The 16,494-nt window shown below is 64.4% G+C and carries 17 protein-coding genes; 7 read left to right on the top strand and 10 right to left on the bottom strand.

Annotation, left to right across the window (positions count from 1 at the left end; all coding sequences use genetic code 11):
• Nucleotides 1-39: 39 nt before the first annotated feature.
• The 3 genes from cysB to CHB99_RS18860 form a co-directional block, all read right to left on the bottom strand.
• Nucleotides 40-1,014, bottom strand: a complete 975-nt coding sequence (gene cysB, locus CHB99_RS18870) for an HTH-type transcriptional regulator CysB (RefSeq protein WP_009394496.1) — start codon at nucleotides 1,012-1,014, stop codon at nucleotides 40-42.
• 122 nt (nucleotides 1,015-1,136) lie between these two features.
• Nucleotides 1,137-1,634 (bottom strand): universal stress protein, encoded by a 498-nt coding sequence (locus CHB99_RS18865; protein WP_042125364.1) that lies wholly within the window; start codon nucleotides 1,632-1,634, stop codon nucleotides 1,137-1,139.
• A gap of 83 nt (nucleotides 1,635-1,717) precedes the next feature.
• Nucleotides 1,718-2,626, bottom strand: a complete 909-nt coding sequence (locus tag CHB99_RS18860) for a 5'-nucleotidase (RefSeq protein ID WP_042125366.1) — start codon at nucleotides 2,624-2,626, stop codon at nucleotides 1,718-1,720.
• Nucleotides 2,627-2,988: 362 nt separating this feature from the next.
• On the opposite strand from CHB99_RS18860, the gene CHB99_RS18855 reads away from it, so the two are divergent.
• Nucleotides 2,989-4,062 carry a 3-deoxy-7-phosphoheptulonate synthase gene (locus CHB99_RS18855; protein ID WP_042125368.1) on the top strand — a complete coding sequence of 358 codons (1,074 nt, stop codon included), beginning with the start codon at nucleotides 2,989-2,991 and terminating at the stop codon, nucleotides 4,060-4,062.
• Between the two features lie 86 nt (nucleotides 4,063-4,148).
• Here the strand turns inward: CHB99_RS18855 and CHB99_RS18850 are convergent, their stop codons facing one another.
• Entirely contained in the window at nucleotides 4,149-4,430 is a 282-nt protein-coding gene (locus CHB99_RS18850; RefSeq protein WP_042125370.1) for a GNAT family N-acetyltransferase, read from the bottom strand.
• 490 nt (nucleotides 4,431-4,920) lie between these two features.
• On the opposite strand from CHB99_RS18850, the gene oprI reads away from it, so the two are divergent.
• A complete protein-coding gene (gene oprI / locus CHB99_RS18845; protein WP_037058464.1) occupies nucleotides 4,921-5,172 on the top strand; it encodes an outer membrane lipoprotei OprI in 252 nt (83 codons plus the stop codon).
• 170 nt (nucleotides 5,173-5,342) lie between these two features.
• Here the strand turns inward: oprI and CHB99_RS18840 are convergent, their stop codons facing one another.
• The 3 genes from CHB99_RS18840 to CHB99_RS18830 all read right to left on the bottom strand — a co-directional run bounded on the left by CHB99_RS18840 (nucleotide 5,343) and on the right by CHB99_RS18830 (nucleotide 7,358).
• On the bottom strand, nucleotides 5,343-6,320 hold the full coding sequence (locus CHB99_RS18840) for a L,D-transpeptidase family protein (protein WP_042125372.1): 978 nt from the start codon (nucleotides 6,318-6,320) through the stop codon (nucleotides 5,343-5,345).
• Between the two features lie 94 nt (nucleotides 6,321-6,414).
• Complete coding sequence (locus CHB99_RS18835) at nucleotides 6,415-6,696, bottom strand: hypothetical protein (protein ID WP_042125374.1); 282 nt, start codon at nucleotides 6,694-6,696, stop codon at nucleotides 6,415-6,417.
• A 56-nt stretch (nucleotides 6,697-6,752) separates the two neighbouring features.
• Entirely contained in the window at nucleotides 6,753-7,358 is a 606-nt protein-coding gene (locus CHB99_RS18830; RefSeq protein ID WP_042125398.1) for an arylesterase, read from the bottom strand.
• Between the two features lie 10 nt (nucleotides 7,359-7,368).
• Here CHB99_RS18830 and CHB99_RS18825 point away from each other — a divergent pair, with 10 nt between their 5' ends.
• From CHB99_RS18825 to greB, 3 genes are read left to right on the top strand one after another with little or no spacing between them, the layout of a single operon-like run.
• Nucleotides 7,369-8,052, top strand: coding sequence for an ABC transporter ATP-binding protein (locus tag CHB99_RS18825; RefSeq protein WP_042125376.1), 684 nt, complete (start codon nucleotides 7,369-7,371; stop codon nucleotides 8,050-8,052).
• Entirely contained in the window at nucleotides 8,053-10,560 is a 2,508-nt protein-coding gene (locus tag CHB99_RS18820; RefSeq protein ID WP_042125378.1) for an ABC transporter permease, read from the top strand.
• A 50-nt stretch (nucleotides 10,561-10,610) separates the two neighbouring features.
• Nucleotides 10,611-11,084 carry a transcription elongation factor GreB gene (gene greB, locus CHB99_RS18815; protein WP_042125380.1) on the top strand — a complete coding sequence of 158 codons (474 nt, stop codon included), beginning with the start codon at nucleotides 10,611-10,613 and terminating at the stop codon, nucleotides 11,082-11,084.
• Between the two features lie 55 nt (nucleotides 11,085-11,139).
• Here greB and CHB99_RS18810 read toward each other — a convergent pair whose 3' ends face one another.
• The 3 genes from CHB99_RS18810 to CHB99_RS18800 form a co-directional block, all read right to left on the bottom strand.
• Complete coding sequence (locus CHB99_RS18810) at nucleotides 11,140-11,448, bottom strand: hypothetical protein (protein ID WP_042125400.1); 309 nt, start codon at nucleotides 11,446-11,448, stop codon at nucleotides 11,140-11,142.
• Nucleotides 11,449-11,745: 297 nt separating this feature from the next.
• Nucleotides 11,746-12,180 carry a DoxX family protein gene (locus CHB99_RS18805; RefSeq protein ID WP_042125382.1) on the bottom strand — a complete coding sequence of 145 codons (435 nt, stop codon included), beginning with the start codon at nucleotides 12,178-12,180 and terminating at the stop codon, nucleotides 11,746-11,748.
• Between the two features lie 103 nt (nucleotides 12,181-12,283).
• Complete coding sequence (locus CHB99_RS18800) at nucleotides 12,284-13,708, bottom strand: MltF family protein (protein ID WP_042125385.1); 1,425 nt, start codon at nucleotides 13,706-13,708, stop codon at nucleotides 12,284-12,286.
• Between the two features lie 165 nt (nucleotides 13,709-13,873).
• Here CHB99_RS18800 and CHB99_RS18795 point away from each other — a divergent pair, with 165 nt between their 5' ends.
• Together CHB99_RS18795 and CHB99_RS18790 are read left to right on the top strand one after the other, a co-directional pair.
• Complete coding sequence (locus CHB99_RS18795; RefSeq protein ID WP_042125387.1) at nucleotides 13,874-14,680, top strand: TatD family hydrolase; 807 nt, start codon at nucleotides 13,874-13,876, stop codon at nucleotides 14,678-14,680.
• A 95-nt stretch (nucleotides 14,681-14,775) separates the two neighbouring features.
• Nucleotides 14,776-16,254, top strand: a complete 1,479-nt coding sequence (locus tag CHB99_RS18790) for a methyl-accepting chemotaxis protein (RefSeq protein ID WP_042125388.1) — start codon at nucleotides 14,776-14,778, stop codon at nucleotides 16,252-16,254.
• The last annotated feature ends 240 nt before the right edge of the window (nucleotides 16,255-16,494 follow it).

Genomic DNA, 16,494 nt, shown 5'->3' with positions numbered 1-16,494 from the left:
CCGGCCGCGGCCGGTTTTTTTCTGGGTGCGAAACCTGTCTCAGTGCACAGGCAGCTCGACCCCTTCGAACAGCTCTTCCAGTTCCTGCTTGTTGTGGCACTGGATCGCCTTGGCCATCACTTCGCGGGTCAGGTGCGGGGCGAACTTCTCGATGAAGTCGCACATGAAACCACGCAGGAACGTACCGCGACGGAAGCCGATCTTGGTGATGCTGGACTCGAACAGCTCGCTGGCATCGAGCACCACCAGATCGCTGTCCAGCTTCGGATCCACCGCCATCTTGGCGACGATGCCGACACCCAGGCCGAGGCGTACGTAAGTCTTGATCACGTCGGCGTCGGCGGCGGTGAACACCACTTTCGGGGTCAGGCCGCGATGGCTGAAGGCTTCGTCCAGCTTGGAACGGCCGGTGAAACCGAAGACGTAGGTCACGATCGGGTATTCGGCGAGGACTTCCAGGGTCAGCTTCGGCAGCTTGGTCAGCGGATGGCCCTGGGGCACGACCACGCAACGGTTCCAGCGGTAGCACGGCATCATCACCAGGTCGCCGAACAGCTCCAGCGCTTCGGTGGCGATGGCGAAATCGACGGTGCCGTCGGCGGCCATCTCGGCGATCTGCATCGGCGAGCCCTGGTGCATGTGCAGGGCCACTTCCGGGTACTGCTTGATGAACGAACTGATCACCGGCGGCAGGGCATAGCGCGCCTGGGTGTGGGTGGTGGCGATGGACAGGGTGCCCTTCTTCTCGTTGGAGAATTCCTGGGCAATCTGCTTGATGCTCTCGACCTTGCGCAGGATTTCTCCGGCGGTGTTGATGATCCGCTCCCCCGCCGGGGTGACGCGGGTCAGGTGCTTGCCGCTGCGGGCGAACACTTCCACGCCCAGCTCGTCTTCCAACAGGCGAATCTGCTTGCTGATCCCCGGCTGGGAGGTGTACAGGCTTTGCGCTGTCGCGGAGACGTTGAGGTCGTGGTGCGCCACTTCCCAGATGTAGCGCAGTTGTTGAAGCTTCATAGGTATCCCTCAGATGCTGGGCGTCACCGGCAACAGCGACGAGTTATAACTATATTAGTGGTCAGGAGAATAAATCTAGAACAATTTCACCAGTTTTCTTACGCATGCAGCGGAAAGATCCCTCATTCCTTGCGCCGCCCCAGGTGCTGGGCGAGCGGCACCATGTACACCGGCACCGGAGACAGTTGCAGAATGCGCACCGCGGTACGGCCGATCGGGATCTCCACCCCCGCGCCGTGACTGTGACTGCCGACGATGAGCAGATCGACGTTCAGGCGCTGGGCCTGCTGCAGGATCACCTCGGCCGGATCGCCCTGGCGTACCCGCACCGCGCGGATCAGCGCCAGGTCATCCTGGTCACCGAGCTCATCGCGAAAATTTTCCAGGACCCGCTGCTCTATATTGGCCATGACGGTATTCACGCCCTGGCTGTGCAACTGGTCCAGCGTCTGTTCGTCCAGGTAACTCTGCAACAGCGATTCGGCGAATTGCCCCATCGGTTCCACGGCGTGGATCACGTAGAGCTCGGCATTGAAAGAACGCGCCATGGCCAGCGCGTGTTGCATGACATAGGGCGCGTAAACACCGAGGTCCGTGGCGTACAGCATCGAACGGATCATTTGACCTCCTCGACTGCCAGAGCGGCAGGGCAAGCTTCAGCTTAGCAGCGCCAATCCGCGGCGCAGGCCCCGTCCGGCGGGGCTCAGGCCGGGTCCTGGCGATTGCTGATGCCATGCGGCACATGGCCCGTGGCGACCACCTTGCCGGCACGCTCGCAGTGCCCGGCCTGGTCGTCGAAGAACACGTCGGCGGCGAAGGCTTCGAGGAATGCCGACTTGTCCAGGCCACCGAGGAACAGCGACTCGTCGAGACGGATATCCCATTCGCGCAAGGTACGGATCACCCGCTCGTGAGCCGGCGCCGAACGCGCGGTGACCAGCGCGGTGCGAATCGGGCAGGCGCCGGTGGAGAACTCGCTCTGCAACTGGTTCAGAGCGGCGAGGAAGGGTTTGAACGGCCCGCCGCGCAAGGCCTGGCGTGCCGCCTGACGCTCGTTGGCCTGGAAGGCCTCAAGTCCGCCCAACTGGTAAACCCGCTCGGACTCGTCGGAGAACAGCACGGCGTCGCCGTCGAAGGCGATGCGCAGTTCCTCGGTGGCTTCCCGCCGCGCCCCGCCGGAGAGGATGGTGGCCGCGGCGAAACCGGCATCCAGGGCGCTGCGCACATCATCGGCATCGGTGGAGAGGAACAGATGGCAACCGAATGCCGCCAGATAGGGATAGGGACTGCGCCCGCCGACGAACGCCGCGCGGGAGATGCCCAGGCCATAGTGTTCGATGGAATTGAACACGCGCAGGCCGGTATCGGCACTGTTGCGCGAGACCAGCACCACCTCGACCCGCGGCTGACCGAGCAGCGCATTGAGCCCCAGCAGTTTTTCCACCAGGAGAAAGGCATCGCCGGGCGCGAGATGTTCGTCTTCGTGTTCGATCTGGTACTGGCGATAGGCCTCGACACCCTCGCGCAGGAACAGTCGGTGGCTCTCGCTCAGATCGAACAGCGCCCGCGAGGAGATCGCCACCACCAGTTTGTCGCCCAGGCCTTTGCTCATGTTCTGCCCTCATGTTGGGGCTGCTTCGCAGCCCTTCGCGGTGGTTCGTCACACGACAAGCCACGCTCCAATTACGAGAATTGCGCATATTCTGTAGGAGCGTGGCTTGTCGTGTGACGAACCACCGCGAAGGGCCGCAAAGCGGCCCCCGACCCAAAAATCCAGCGCACGATTATGCACTCAGCCACTTTAGTCGCAAAAACCCGCGTGCAAAGGCCCAAACCGCCCTGCTATCAGGCGTTTGCCCATTGTCGAACAAAGGGATTACGCGCTAAGGTTCCGCTCCCCGCTGAGCTCAATCATGCTGCTCCGCCGCACGGGGATCGCTGGCGGCCGGCATCCGTGACCTGACGAGTAACACGATGGCTGATTTACCGATCGACGACCTAAACGTTGCCTCCAACGAGACACTGATCACGCCCGATCAGCTCAAGAAGGAGATTCCACTCAGCGCCACCGCGCTTCAGACCGTAACCGCGGGCCGTGAAGTGGTGCGCAATATCCTCGACGGCAAGGATCATCGCCTGTTCGTCGTGGTCGGCCCCTGCTCCATCCATGACGTCAAGGCCGCCCACGAATATGCCGAGCGCCTCAAGGTGCTCGCCGCGGAAGTGTCCGACACCCTGTACCTGGTGATGCGCGTCTACTTCGAGAAGCCGCGCACCACGGTCGGCTGGAAAGGCCTGATCAACGACCCGTACCTGGACGACTCGTTCAAGATCCAGGACGGCCTGCACATCGGTCGCCAGCTGCTCCTGGACCTGGCGGAAATGGGCCTGCCCACCGCCACCGAAGCCCTCGACCCGATCTCCCCGCAGTACCTGCAGGACCTGATCAGCTGGTCGGCCATCGGCGCCCGCACCACCGAATCCCAGACCCACCGTGAAATGGCTTCCGGCCTGTCCTCCGCGGTCGGCTTCAAGAACGGCACCGATGGCGGCCTGACCGTGGCCATCAACGCCCTGCAATCGGTCTCCAGCCCGCACCGTTTCCTCGGCATCAACCAGGAAGGCGGCGTGTCCATCGTCACCACCAAGGGCAATGCCTACGGTCACGTGGTCCTGCGCGGCGGCAACGGCAAGCCGAACTACGACTCGGTCAGCGTCGCCCTGTGCGAACAGGCGCTGAACAAGGCGAAGATCACGCCGAACATCATGGTCGACTGCAGCCACGCCAACTCCAACAAGGACCCAGCCCTGCAGCCGCTGGTGATGGAGAACGTCGCCAACCAGATCCTCGAAGGCAACCAGTCGATCATCGGCCTGATGGTGGAAAGCCACCTCAACTGGGGTTGCCAGGCAATTCCGAAAGACCTCGACCAACTGCAATACGGCGTGTCCATCACCGATGCCTGCATCGACTGGGAAACCACGGCCAACACCCTGCGCAACATGCGCACCAAGCTCAAGGATGTATTGCCGAAACGCCGCGGCTGATCGGCGCAAACGAAAACGCCGGGCAATGCCCGGCGTTTTCGTGTCTGGGAGGTCAGCGGCGATCGATGGCGCTGCGTCCTGGGGATTCAGACTTTGGAAGAATGCTTCTGGTGACGCTCCATGTAGCGTTCGACGTAGGAGCATGAAGGAATCACGGTGTAGCCGCGCTCTTCGGCATAGGCCAGTGCCCGCTCGGTGAGTGCCGCGGCGATGCCGCGACCGCGCAGGGCATTCGGCACGAAGGTGCGATAGATATCCAGGGTCTGTTTCCCCAGGTCCATGTAGGTCAGGTACGCACGATGACCGTCCACATTGGTCTCGAATTGATGACCAGCCTGGTCATGGTGGATGGACAACGCCTCGCTCATCACTACTCCTCGCGGGTCTTGTAACAAAACCCTACCTTAACCGATGTTTGTCCGGCGAAGGAACCTCTACGCCACCCCGTGCCCCGTTGGACAGCGAGAAAAGCCCGCTCGTTCTCTGGGCAACTGAGCACGTTACAAATAGTAGGCGCGCCCTGCGCGGATGCTCAAGGCACCGGCTGCAAAAAATTCCACGTCCGGGCTCCGCTCGACGGGTAACCCGGATCATCCGTTTGTTATGACGCAACATGACACTAAAAGTCACCATTAGTTCAACAAAAAGTACTTTTACAAGAACGTGTTACATCGCCAATGGCCGCTAATGCACGGTTTTCGGACGTTTTTGCTGTCAAGCAGGGTGGCAAGGCAATTTTTTTCCAATTCTTGCGCTCAGTCAGTTTACTTACTACAAGTAATGGGTACTATGTACGCCGGCCAGTTTCTCTTTGCTGAGAGATGGCTATTTAATAGAAAGTCCTTGAAGGGGAACACGATGAACAACGTTCTGAAATTCTCTGCTCTGGCCTTGGCCGCAGTTCTGGCTACCGGTTGCAGCAGCGTCTCCAAAGAAACCGAAGCTCGTCTGACTGCTACCGAAGACGCAGCAGCTCGTGCACAAGCTCGTGCTGACGAAGCGTATCGCAAAGCCGACGACGCTCTGGCTGCCGCTCAGAAAGCTCAGCAGACCGCTGACGAAGCTAACGAGCGCGCTCTGCGTATGCTGGAAAAAGCCAGCCGCAAGTAATAATCCCCCGGGATTGTTATTTGAAGCCGACCCACTTGTGGGTCGGCTTTTTTATTGCCCGCTAGAACCTCGGCCAACTAACCGAACGTTGCCCTGGATATCCGTTCGGCTATCCGACGCGGCAAAAAAAGGGACCGCATCGCGATCCCTGTGCTTCATCCAGCGAACAACTACTGCTGATACGGACTGCTCGAAACCATCGGCGCTGTGCCACCCGGTGCGAGCGGCACAGCGATTTCCACCGGCATGCCATCTTCCGCGGCAACCACATCGCGAACCATGTCCCAGTTCATCTGCACGTTGTTGGCCAGGTCTTCACGCTTGAGCAGGGCGTTGATCACCGCGGTGTGCTTGTCCACCACGGAAGGATCGCCCTTGTCGTCCAGCGGGGTATGCGCTTCCAGGTAAACCTTGCCCGCGCTGACACCGAACTTGTACGGCTCGTTGATGATCCGCACCGGCGTGCCGACCGGCGCCATCTTCGCCAGTTCCAGCACATTGTTGTTGAACATGCGGAAGCAGCCATGGCTGGTACGCATGCCGATGCCGAACTTCTTGTTCGAACCATGAATCAGGTAACCCGGTACGCCCAGGGTGAACTTGAACGGTCCCAGCGGGTTGTCCGGACCGGCCGGCACCACGTTCGGCAGCGGGTCGCCGTCGGCGGCGTGCTCGGCCTTGATCGAGGCCGGTGGCGTCCAGGTCGGGTTCGGCGTCTTGGCCGTCACCCGGGTCTGAGCGATCGGCGAGCCCCAGCCTTCGCGGCCGATACCCAGCGGGTAGGTGTGCACCACGTTCTCGCCTTTCGGGAAGTAGTACATGCGGTACTCGGCGAGGTTGATGACGATGCCCTCGCGCGGGCCCGGCGGCAGGATGAAGCGGGTCGGCAGCACGATCTCGGTGCCGGCGCCCGGCAGCCACGGATCGACGCCCGGGTTGGCGGCGACCATCTCCAGGTAACCCAGGTCACCGGCGGTACCGATGTCGGCGAAGGTATCCTCGTACTTGGCCTTGATCACCTGGACCTGACCGATGATGTCTTCGCCTGGCGGCGGCAGGGGAAACTCCAGCGCGGCAACAGGGCCGGCGGCGATCAGGGCAGCGGCCAGGGACAGGCAGCGGGTGACGGCGGGAAAGCGCGGCAACATCCGGGAAATCCTTCGCAAATTCGGGGTGAAGGCGACAATTGTACACCGCTGTAGGAATTTTCGGCATACAGGCCTGCCGGGCGGCCCGACAGACTCAGAGTTCAGGCCAGACTGGCCTTGTGCCTTTACGCTGGGCATCGAGAATCGCCCGGCACAGCGAGCACAGCCGACGGTCGCGGTACACCGTATTGGGCACGCCCGACCAGCGCGGCTGCGCCGGAAGCAGCGTGCCGCACAGCGTGCGATCCGCCGAGCCGCCCAGTTCGAGCTGACGGGCGATCAGATGCACGCGGATCTCCTGACAGGCGAACAGGTCAAGCTGTTCGTCGGGCTCGATCAATTGATAGGCATACAGGGACCAGGCGGGACGCGGCATCGGGGGCTCCAAATCGGGGGCGCAACATTAGCCGAAAGCCGGTCACTATAAAAGCGTCAAAGCAGCGGTTTGATGGCCGGCCAGGCATTTTCCAGCAACTGCGCCTGGGCCCCTTGCGCGGGATGGATACCGTCGGCCTGCATCAGCTCGGGATGGCCACCCACGCCTTCGAGGAAGAACGGCACCAGGGGAACGTTCTTCTGCGTGGCGAGATCGGAATAGACCTGGGCGAACGCTTTGGTATAGCGCGCACCGTAGTTCGGCGGCAGTTGCATGCCCAACAGCAGCACCCTGGCCCCGGCTTCCCGGGACTTGTCGATCATCGAGGCAAGATTTTGTTGCAATTGTGTAGGAAGCTGCCCACGCAGCCCGTCATTGCCGCCGAGCTCCAGCACCACCAGGCTCGGCTTGTGCTCGGAAAGCAGCGCCGGCAGCCGCGCCTGGCCACCCGCGCTGGTGTCGCCGCTGATCGAGGCATTGACCACCTTGTCGCTGAAACCCTCGTCCCTGAGCCGTTTTTCCAGGAGGGCGACCCAGCCCTGGCGGGTATCCAGGCCAAAAGCGGCGCTGATACTATCGCCGACGATCAACACAGTACCCGCCGCTGCGTTCTGCGCCATGCACAGCAAGGCCAGCCCAGCACTCAATAACCACACTCGCATCGGATTCTCCATGGGCCCCAGCATTCTCATTGCGCGGAACCTTAGCAAAGTGGTCCCCAGCGCGGAAGGCAGCCTCATCATCCTCCACCCGCTGTCCCTCGACCTGAGCGAAGGCGACAGCCTGGCCATCGTCGGCGCCTCGGGCTCCGGCAAGTCCACCCTCCTCGGCCTGCTCGCCGGCCTCGACCAGCCCAGCGCCGGCTCGGTGATCCTGGCCGGCCACGACCTCGCGCCGCTGGACGAAGACCAGCGCGCCCGAGTACGTGCCGAGCACGTCGGTTTCGTCTTCCAGTCATTCCAGTTGCTCGACAGTCTCAACGCCCTGGAAAACGTCATGCTGCCGCTGGAGCTGGACGGCCGCCGCGATGCCCGCGAACACGCGCGCACCCTGCTGGAGCGGGTCGGCCTGGGCCAGCGCCTGAGCCATTCGCCACGCCAGCTGTCCGGTGGCGAGCAGCAACGGGTGGCCATCGCCCGGGCCTTCGCCGCCGAACCGGCGGTGCTGTTCGCCGACGAACCCACCGGCAACCTCGACAGCCACACCGGTGAGCGCATCAGCGACCTGCTGTTCGAGCTGAACAAGGAACGCGGCACCACCCTGGTCCTGGTCACCCACGACGAGCGCCTGGCGCGCCGCTGCCACCGACAGATCCGCCTGGACGCGGGTCATATGGTCAGTCCGATGGAGCCCTAGATGGCACACCTGTCCCTGCTTCGCCTGTTCACCCTCGCCCTGCGCCAGTTGTTGCGCGACGCCCGCGCCGGCGAGTTGCGCGTGCTGTTCTTCGGCCTGCTGATCGCGGTGGCGGCGAGCACCGCCATCGGCTACTTCGGCGCCCGCCTGAACAGCGCCATGCTCTTGCGCGCCACCGAATTCCTCGGCGCCGACCTGGTGCTGCAGGGCAGCTCGCCGGCCAGCGCCGAACAGGTTCAACGGGGCAAGGATCTCGGCCTGGCCCATGCGCAGGTGGTCGAATTCTCCAGCGTGATCGCCACCGACAACGGCATCCAGCTGTCCAGCGTCAAGGCCGCCAACGCGGCCTACCCGCTACGCGGCGAACTGCGCAGCGCCAGCGAGCCGTTCGGCAGCGAAACCAGCGGTGGCGGTCCCGCCCCCGGCGAAGCCTGGGTCGAGCCGCGCCTGCTGGCGGCACTGAACCTGAAGATCGGCGACAGCATCGACGTCGGCCTGAAGACCCTGCGCCTGGGCCGGGTACTGACCTACGAGCCGGACCGCGCCGGCAATTTCTACAGCCTGACCCCGCGCGTGATGATCAACCTCGCCGACCTCGAGGCCACCGGCGTGGTCCAGCCCGGCAGCCGGGTGACCTACCGTGAACTGTGGCGCGGCGACAATCTGGTCCTCGCCGACTATCGCCAGTTCCTCGATAAAAGCCTCGCGCCGAACCAGCGCATCCGCGATGCCCGCGATGGCAACCAGCAGATCGGCGGCGCCCTGGGCAAGGCCGAGCGCTACCTGAACATGGCCAGCCTGGTCGCGGTGCTGCTCGCTGGCGTGGCGGTGGCCCTGTCCGCAAGCCGTTTCGCCGCGCGCCGCTTCGATGCCAGCGCGCTGTTGCGCTGCCTGGGACTGTCCCGGCGCCAGGCCCTGACCCTGTTCTGCCTGCAACTGGCGATCCTCGGCAGCCTCGCCGCGCTGGCCGGCGCCCTGCTCGGCTGGCTGGCGCAACTGGGCTTGTTCGCCCTGCTCGACGGCCTGCTGCCGGCGGAAATCCCCGAAGGCGGCGTGGCCCCGGCGCTGGCCGGGATCGCCACCGGTCTGGTGGCCCTGGCCGGCTTTGCCCTGCCGCCACTGGCCGCGCTCGGTCGGGTACCTCCGCTGCGGGTACTGCGCCGCGACCTGCTGCCGGTGCCCGCCAGCAGTTGGCTGGTGTACGGCGCGGCGATCTTCGCCCTTGGCCTGATCATGTGGCGCCTGAGCCTCGACCTGTTGCTGACCTTCGCCCTGCTCGGCGGCGGCCTGATCGCCGCCCTGCTGCTCGGCGGCCTGCTGCTGACGGGGCTGCGCAGCCTGCGTCGGCTGCTCGCCGGCGCGCCCCTGCCCTGGCGCCTCGGTCTCGGCCAGTTGTTGCGTCATCCGCTGGCCGCCGCCGGACAATCCCTGGCCTTCGGCCTGATCCTCCTGGCCATGGGCCTGATCACCCTGCTGCGCATCGAGTTGCTGGACACCTGGCACAACCAGTTGCCGGCGGATGCGCCGAACTATTTCGCGCTGAACATCCTCGCCGACGACAAGGCCAACTTCAGCAAGCAGCTGGACAGCTTCTCCAGCCACGCCGCGCCGCTGTACCCGGTGGTACCCGGACGCCTCACACAGATCAACGGCGAGGCGGTGCAGCAGATGGTCACCAAGGACTCCGCCGGCGACCGCGCGGTGCAACGCGACCTGAGCCTGACCTGGGCCGCCGAACTGCCGGAAGGCAATGCCCTCAGCACCGGCCAGTGGTGGCAGGGGCAGCCGCCAGGCGACGAAATTCCCGGCGTCTCGGTAGAGTCGCAACTGGCGGAAAGCCTCAAGCTCAAGGTCGGCGACCGCCTGACCTTCGTCATTGCCGGCGAGCAGCGCGAAGCCGTGGTCAGCAGCCTGCGCACGGTCAACTGGGACAGCTTCCAGCCGAACTTCTACATGATCTTCCAGCCCGGCACCCTGCAGGGGCTGCCCGCCACCTACCTGACCAGCTTCTATCTGGCGCCCGGCAACGACCAGCAGATCGTCGCGCTGTCGCGGGCCTTCCCGGCGGCGACCATCCTCCAGGTCGATGCCTTGCTGGAGCAACTGCGCAGCATCCTCGCCCAGGTCACCCTGGCGGTGCAGTACGTGCTGCTGTTCGTCCTCGCCGCCGGCCTGGCGGTGCTGTTCGCCGGGTTGCAGGCGACCCTCGACGAACGCATCCGCCAGGGTGCCCTGCTGCGCGCCCTCGGCGCCGGCCGGGCCTTGCTGGTCAAGGCGCGACGCATCGAGTTCGGCCTGCTCGGCGCGGCCAGTGGCGTGCTCGCCGCCATCGGTTGCGAGCTGATTACCTGGGTGCTCTACCGCTATGCTTTCGACCTCGACTGGCGCCCACATCCATGGCTGCTTCTGCTGCCGCTGGCCGGCGCGCTGCTGGTGGGTGGCGCCGGCGTGCTCGGCACCCGCCGCGCGCTCAATGCCAGCCCGCTGACAGTGCTGCGCGAAGGTTGAGCACGCGCTACTCTTTCGCCCCTGACGTAACGCCCGCCCAGGAGAAGGCATTGGCTACCAACATCATTACCCGCGAAGGCCACGAGGCCCTGAAGGCGGAACTCGATCACCTGTGGCGGGTTTACCGCCCGGAGATCACCCAGAAAGTCGCCTGGGCCGCCTCCCTCGGCGACCGCAGTGAAAACGCCGACTACCAGTACAACAAGAAGCTCCTGCGCGAGATCGACCGCCGCGTGCGCTACCTGCGCAAGCGTCTGGAAGACGTCAAGGTGGTGGACTACGGGCCGGAGCAGGAAGGCCGGGTGTTCTTCGGCGCCTGGGTGGAGATCGAGAACGAGGACGGCGAGGTGATGAAGTTTCGCATCGTCGGCTATGACGAGATCTACGGGCGCAACGACTATATCTCGGTGGACTCGCCCATGGCCCGGGCGCTGCTGAAGAAGGAGAAGGATGACGAGGTGGTGGTGCAGACGCCGGGGGGCGAGGCGACCTGGTATGTGAACAGCATCAGTTATCCGCATTGACTCGAGGGCCCATCGCTGGCAAGCCAGCGATGGGCCGGTCAGAACAGCGAAATGCTCAAGCCCGGGTAATCAGTCCCTGCCGCGCAATCCGGGTCAGTTGCCCGATCACTTCCGCCGCCTGCTCCCCCGCCGGCGCCTGGACCACCGCCAGATCGAAACGATCATCGGCAAATTCCGCCAGCGAGGTACCGAGATCGACGAACTGGATCAGCAAGGCCGTGGCGCGGCCCTTGCGACGAGGCCAGCCATCGAGGAAACGCACGAGGGTCGGTTGATGCGGGCCGCTCAGCAGCACGCGCGGGGTGCGCGCCGACTGGCTGGAAGGCAGGGGGGTCAGACAGACACTGGAACGTGGGCAACTCATGGAGTTCATATTCTCCGCCTCGCAGATCCCGCTGGGCTGCGGTGGGAGGCATCACCGAACCAGCGCTTTAGCGGTATTCGGATCACCTCGAAGGGCTCTCCCGCGCCCCGCAAGTAGCTGTTTAAATCGGCGCAGGTGGGCATCCTAGAGAAGCCGCTCATGGACTGTCAACACAACTGATGGCCTATTGGGCCTGCTTTGCAGGCCTTCGCGACGGTTCGGCGCCCCGACAAGCTCGCTCCCACAAAGAAGCCGGTCTGCATGCCTCTTGCTCGCGAAGCGGCCCCGGAAAACACCTCAGCTTTTCGAAATCGCCCCATCCAGCGAACCCCGGCCAGCGCCCTCGATCAGCACCGCCACCGCGCCACCCAGCAGCGCCAGGGCGAACTCATAACCGTTGTTCTGCATGAACAGCCCGTTGTCGATGTGCACCGAGAAGATCGCCACCACCAGCAGACCGATCAGCGCCAGCGCCGCGGGCCGCGCCAGCAGGCCGATGACCAGGGCCAGGCCGCCGAAGAATTCCGCGCCACCGGAAAGCATCGCCATGGGCATGGCCGGGGTCAGGCCGAGGCTTTCCATGAACTGCGCGGTGCCCGCCAGGCCGCCACCGCCGAACAGGCCGAAGAGCTTCTGCGAACCATGGGCCATGAAGATGATGCCAACGATGATGCGCAGGATAGTCATGCCCCAGCCGGCGCGGGTGGTCATTACGGAGTGAATGGCGTTCATGCTGTATGTCCTTGCAAGGTGTGATGTGTTGTTGGCGCCATGATAATCATATTATTGAATATGAAAATCGCAATTAATCCATCATAAACATCGAATATGTGGATTATTTCCGCCCTTTCACCTTGTCGCCGCGGGAGGACTCCAGTGCCTCCCGCTCCCGGTCGAAGGCCAGGAAGTATTTGTTGACGCTATTAACATAGCTGACCGGCCCCATTCCCACCTGCTCCAGGGCCACGCGCTCGACCTGGAAGAACCACTGGTTCGGATTCAGCCCGCGTCGCCGGGCTTCGCCGCGCATCGCCTGGACCCGTTCCGGGCCGATGTTGTACGCGGCGAGAACGAAGGCCATGCGCTCGCGCTCGTTGAGCTTGTCGCTGGCGAAGAACTTGCGCCGGATCAGCGCCAGGTAGCGGGCACTGGCCTCGACATTGCCGTCGAGGCTGTTGATATTGCCGACCCCAACCCGCTGCGCCGCGCTCGGCGTGATCTGCATCAGCCCATGGGCGCCACCGGCCCCACGGGCAGCCGGGTTCAGCGAGGACTCCTTGAAGGCCAGCGCGGCGAGGTTGAGCCAGTCGAGCTTCTGCGCCTCGGCATGCCGCTGCAGCACCGGGCGCAGCTTGTCCAGGCGCTGCCGGTTGGCCCTGGCCAGTGGATAGTGGACCTTGTACAGGCGCCGGTAGATGCGCTCGAACACCACGTCCTGGTCGGCCGGGGCACGGTAGTCCTGAAGGAAGCGATCGACGCTGGCATGCAGCATCACCGCCTCGCGACGCATGAACCAATGAGTCGACTGCGGCTCGGTCAGGCTGACCTTGCGCTGGATGTTCAGCTTGGGCATGACCTTGTGCCAGCGCTCGGCGATCGGTTGCTCCACCACCGTCAGCGGCAGGATCCCGCCCTGGACCATCTCCAGAACGTCCTCCACCGCCAGGCTCGGGTCGATCCATTCGAGCTTGATCGGCGCCTGCTTGCGCAGCGCCAGCTTCTGGTTGATCTCGTGCAGGGTATCGGCGGCGGCGCTGCCGGCGGCCAGGGCCAGGGTGTGGCCGGAGAGTTGCTCGACGCGGCTGAAGGTCCGTTCGCCACGGCGTCCCACCAGCACCAGCGGCACCCGTTCCACCACCGGGTCGCTGGCGCTGACGCCGCGGGTCGAGGTCGGATCGAGCAGTTCGCCCGGCGCCACCAGGTCGCCCTCGCCGCGTTGCAGGGCGGGGACCAGTTGCTCCTTGGCCTTGGGGATCAGCTTCAGGCGGATTTCCTGGCCGTCGCGGGCGCGGGCATTGAGGTAGTGCTCGAAGGCGCGCAGGCGGTAATACTCCACGCCGTAGGGCTGGCCCTTCACTTCGCCGGAACTGTTGCGGCTCTGATTGACCAGCACGCGCAGCTCGCGGCTGGCGCGAATCTGTGCCAGGTCGCGGTCCTTGCCGCTGCTGACCACCTGGGTCGGCCCGGCCAGGCGCGCGCTGGCCGGCCCCGCGCAGAGCAGCCCGGCGAACAGCAGGATCATCAGTAAAAGTCGAGGCATCCGGTCTCCAGGAACAGGCCGCGATGGCGTGCGTGGCGTCATACTCTGCAGCAGTCCCATGACAATTGACCGCAAATGACCACGGCAACTCATTGAAGTTCTTGTGTTTATTGTTATTTTCCAGCCCATCGAGGGCCTTTTGTCCGCGAATTTCGAGGTAGCACCATGCAACTCATCGACATCGGCGTCAATCTGACCAACGCCAGTTTCGCCGGCATCCACCAGGATGTCCTCGACCGCGCCGAGGCCGCCGGGGTGCGCCAGATGGTCCTGACCGGCACCAGCCTGGCGGGCAGCGAAGAAGCCCTGGAGCTGTGCCAGCGCCTGGACCCGGACGCCCGACGCCTGTTCGCCACCGCCGGCGTGCACCCCCACGATGCCAAGCAATGGCACGCCGACAGCCCGCGCCATCTGCGCCAGTTGCTCGAACAACCGCGGGTGCAGGCAGTGGGTGAATGCGGCCTGGACTTCAACCGCGACTTCTCGCCGCGCCCGCAACAGGAAAAAGCCCTGGAGGATCAGTTGGCCCTGGCCGTGGAGCTGCAGATGCCGGTGTTCCTCCACGAACGCGACGCCAGCGAGCGCCTGCTGCACATCCTCAAGGACTACCGCGACCACCTCGGCGCCGCCGTGGTGCATTGCTTCACCGGCGAGCGCGAAGCGCTGTTCGGCTATCTCGACCTCGACCTGCATATCGGCATCACCGGCTGGATCTGCGACGAACGCCGCGGCACCCACCTGCACGGCCTGGTCGGCAACATCCCCGAAGGCCGCCTGATGCTGGAAAGCGACGCACCCTACCTGCTGCCACGCAGCCTGCGACCGAAACCGAAGAACGGGCGCAACGAGCCGGCCTACCTGCCGGAGGTGTTGCGCGAAGTCGCCCGCCATCGTGGCGAGTCCGAAGCCCACCTGGCGGCACATACAACCCTGTGTGCACGGCGCTTCTTCAACCTCCCGGAGCTGGCTTGACACATATCAAGATTTACTGCTGATTAGTCGACCAGAATGCTGGCACCTTGCCAAAAAACTTTCCGCTTAAACGCTTAACTCAGAGAAGACCTACCATGGGTGCCTGGCTTAGCAACATTTCCCTGAAGTACAAGTTCTGGGCTGTCAACGCGGTGGCGTTCGTCACCACGCTGTTTCTGGTGCTGTACGCGGTGTTCCTCGAACAGCAGGCGCGGGTCGACGAGGCCCGCGACCGCGCCGCCGCCGAAGCCCGCCTGCTGGCCGCCTGGCCCGCCGGGCAGGCGTTGCCGCAAAGCCCGTACATCGTCGCCTTCACCCCGGGACAGACACCCAGCTACCAGGGCCAGCCCCTCGCCAGCCTGGCCAATGCCAGCGGCTGGGTCAGCCTCGAACCCTACGCGATCGTCGGTGAAGCGCCGCTGGCCGGTGCCCAGGTCATCAGCCGCGACGGTCAGCGGGTCGCGGTGCTGGCACCGTCGCCGAGCTTCTTCCAGGTCTACGGCGACCGTTTCGGCAACTACGCGGTGTGCGTGCTGATCCTCATGCTGGCGATGCTCTGCGCCTCGCAGTTGCTGATCCGCTTCCTCCTGGCCCAGCTCAATACCCTCAAGGATGTGATGCTCCACGTCGAGAAGACGGGCGACCTGTCCGCCCGCGTGCCGCTGTCCTGCGGCGACGAGGTCGGCCAGATGGCCAGTGCCTTCAACGCCATGCAGACCACCTACCACCGCGTGGTCAACACCGTCGCGGTCACCGCCGCGCAGCTCGACTCCGGCGCCGCGCGCCTGGCCTCGAACATGAGCGACGTGCGCCAGGGCATGCTCGGCCAGCAGAGCGAAACCGACCAGGCGGCCACGGCGATCAACGAGATGTCCGCCACCGTCTACCACATCGCCCAGCACGCCGGCGCCACCCGCGACCTGTCGCAGACCGCCGACAGCCTCGCCGGCAGCGGCAAGGACGTGGTCAACCGGGTGCAGACCTCGATCGCCGGGCTGTCCAGCGGCGTGCAGCAGACCGCCGAGATGATTCGCCAACTGGCCGAGGACAGCCAGAAGATCAATGGCGTGGTCAACGTCATCCACAGCATCGCCGAGCAGACCAACCTGCTCGCCCTCAACGCCGCCATCGAGGCGGCCCGCGCGGGCGACCTGGGGCGTGGTTTCGCGGTGGTCGCCGACGAAGTGCGCAACCTGGCCAAGCGGGTGCAGACCTCCACCGACGAGATCACCGAGATGGTCTCCGCCCTGCAGGCCGGAACCCGGGATGCGGTGGAGTTCATGACCGAGAGTTCGTTCAAGGCCGACGACTGCGTCAAGCAGGCCCAGGAAGCCGGCGAGGCGCTGGCCGAGATCACCGCGGCGGTTGCGCAGATGCGCGAGAGCAATACGCAGATTGCCGTGGCCGCGGAGCAGCAGAGCCAGGTGGCGGAAGAGATGAACCGGGCGGTGGTGAGCATTCGTGATGTCACCGAGGATACGGTGCAGCAGACGGTATCGTCGGCGAGCACCAGCAGTGAGCTGGCGACCTTGGCCGGAGAGCTGAACAAAGTGATCGGGCAGTTGAAGCTGTAAGGATCTTCAGGCCTCATCGCGGGCAACGCCCGCTCCCACAGAGGCTGTGTGAAAAACCAAATCCAGCAATCAGCCCTAGCAGTCTGATTGCTGGATTTGGTTTTTCACACAGCCTCCACAGGGTTCGGTGGTGCACGCGATCCTTGATTGGGTCGAGGTGACGGGACCAGCCCGTCACCCCTCCCACACCACCGGACGTGCGGTTTTCCGCATCCGGCGGTTGAATCGCTCAGCGTTGCA

The sequence above is a fragment of the Pseudomonas japonica genome (assembly GCF_900188455.1).
GTDB lineage: Bacteria > Pseudomonadota > Gammaproteobacteria > Pseudomonadales > Pseudomonadaceae > Aquipseudomonas > Aquipseudomonas japonica.
Note: the sequence above shows the minus strand (reverse complement) of the source record. Positions and strands in the feature narration are given on the sequence as shown.